The organism is Actinokineospora sp., assembly GCF_050699995.1.
In the GTDB taxonomy this organism is placed as follows: domain Bacteria; phylum Actinomycetota; class Actinomycetes; order Mycobacteriales; family Pseudonocardiaceae; genus Actinokineospora.
Genome location: NZ_JBOHGC010000229.1, coordinates 1 through 1,376, shown reverse-complemented (window position 1 = coordinate 1,376; position 1,376 = coordinate 1). Strand labels below are relative to the sequence as shown.

Annotated in this window: 1 protein-coding gene; it reads right to left on the bottom strand. The window is 66.6% G+C overall.

Annotation, left to right across the window (positions count from 1 at the left end; genetic code table 11):
• A protein-coding gene (locus ACRDSQ_RS12420) for an IS3 family transposase (RefSeq protein ID WP_431421092.1) occupies nt 1–1,266 on the bottom strand; the annotation gives its coding sequence in 2 pieces (ribosomal slippage) (nt 1–954 and nt 954–1,266; 1,267 coding nt annotated over the 2 pieces). This gene is flagged as partial in the annotation.
• Nucleotides 1,267–1,376 lie beyond the last annotated feature (110 nt).

The following is a 1,376-nucleotide window of genomic DNA, read 5'->3' as shown; positions in this document are numbered from 1 at the left end:
AGCTGGTTTCCAGGGTTGCGGTGACCGGGTGGGTCATCGCGTGTAGTGCTTCGTACTCGGCGGGTGGCATGTGCCCGAGTTCGCCGTGCAGGCGCCGGTTGTTGTACCAGTCGATGTACTCGACGGTGGCGATTTCCAGGTCGCCCAGACCTCGCCAGGGTCCGCGGTTGCGGACGAGTTCGGCCTTGTACAACGAGTTGAACGCCTCGGCCATCGCGTTGTCGTAGGAATCTCCTTTGCTGCCAACGGATGCGACCACGTCGGCCTCGGACAGGCGCTGGGTGTAGCGCACCGCCCGGTACTGCACGCCGCGGTCGCTGTGGTGCACGAGCCCGGTCAGGTCCGTGCCGGTGGCCTGGCGGCGCCAGATCGCCATCTGCAGCGCGTCGAGCGCCAGATCGGTGTAGAGGCTGGTGGCGACCTGCCAGCCGACGATCATCCGGGAGAACACGTCCAGGACGAACGCCGCGTAGACCCAGCCGGCCGCGGTGCGCACGTAAGTGATGTCCGCGACCCACAGCTCGTTGACAGTCGTGGCCGTGAAGTCACGTTCCACCAGGTCAGCTGGCCTGCCGGTCTCCGGCGCCGGGCGGGTCGTGCGCGGAGACTTGTCTCGCAGCAGGCCACGCAGCCCGTTCTCGCGCATGAGCCGCTCGACCGTGCACCGGGCCACCTCGACGCCGTGGCGGTTCAGATGCCTCCACACCTTCCTTGCCCCGTAGACGCCGTAGTTGTCCTCGTGCACCCGCTCGATCTTCTCGGCCAGCACCCGGTCGGATGCCGCGCGAGCTGATTCGGGTCGTGCCCTGGTGGCGTAGTAGGTCGACGGTGCGATCTCGGCGGGCGTGCCCTCAAGCACCCGCAGGACCGGCTGGACACCGTGCTCCTTCCGCTGGGAGTCGACGAACTCGACCTTCATCGCGATGGACGGTCCAACTCCGCCGCGAAGAAAGACGCCGCTGACTTCAGGATCTGGTTCGCCCGGCGCAGCTCACGGTTCTCGCGTTCCAGCTCGGCGAGCCTGGCCGCGTCCGTCGAGATCGTTCCCGACCGAGCCCCATCGTCGGTCTCGGCCTGTTTCACCCACGTCCGCAACGCTTCGGGGTGCACACCGAGCTGATCGGCGATCCGTTTGATCGCCCCAGCGGCCGACGCCGGATCCCGCCTGGCCTCAACCACCAGACGCGTGGCCCGCTCACGCAACTCCTCCGGGTACTTCCGTGGTGCTGAGGTTTCGCACTTTTCGTGACGACACGGTTGGTTGATCTTCACGTGACACGGGGCGATGACGGCGACACTGGCCGGACATGGCGGAAGCATCGGCGTTCCTTATAACCGCCCGTTGTCGGGAGATTCGCCGATGCTTCCAGCGCTCA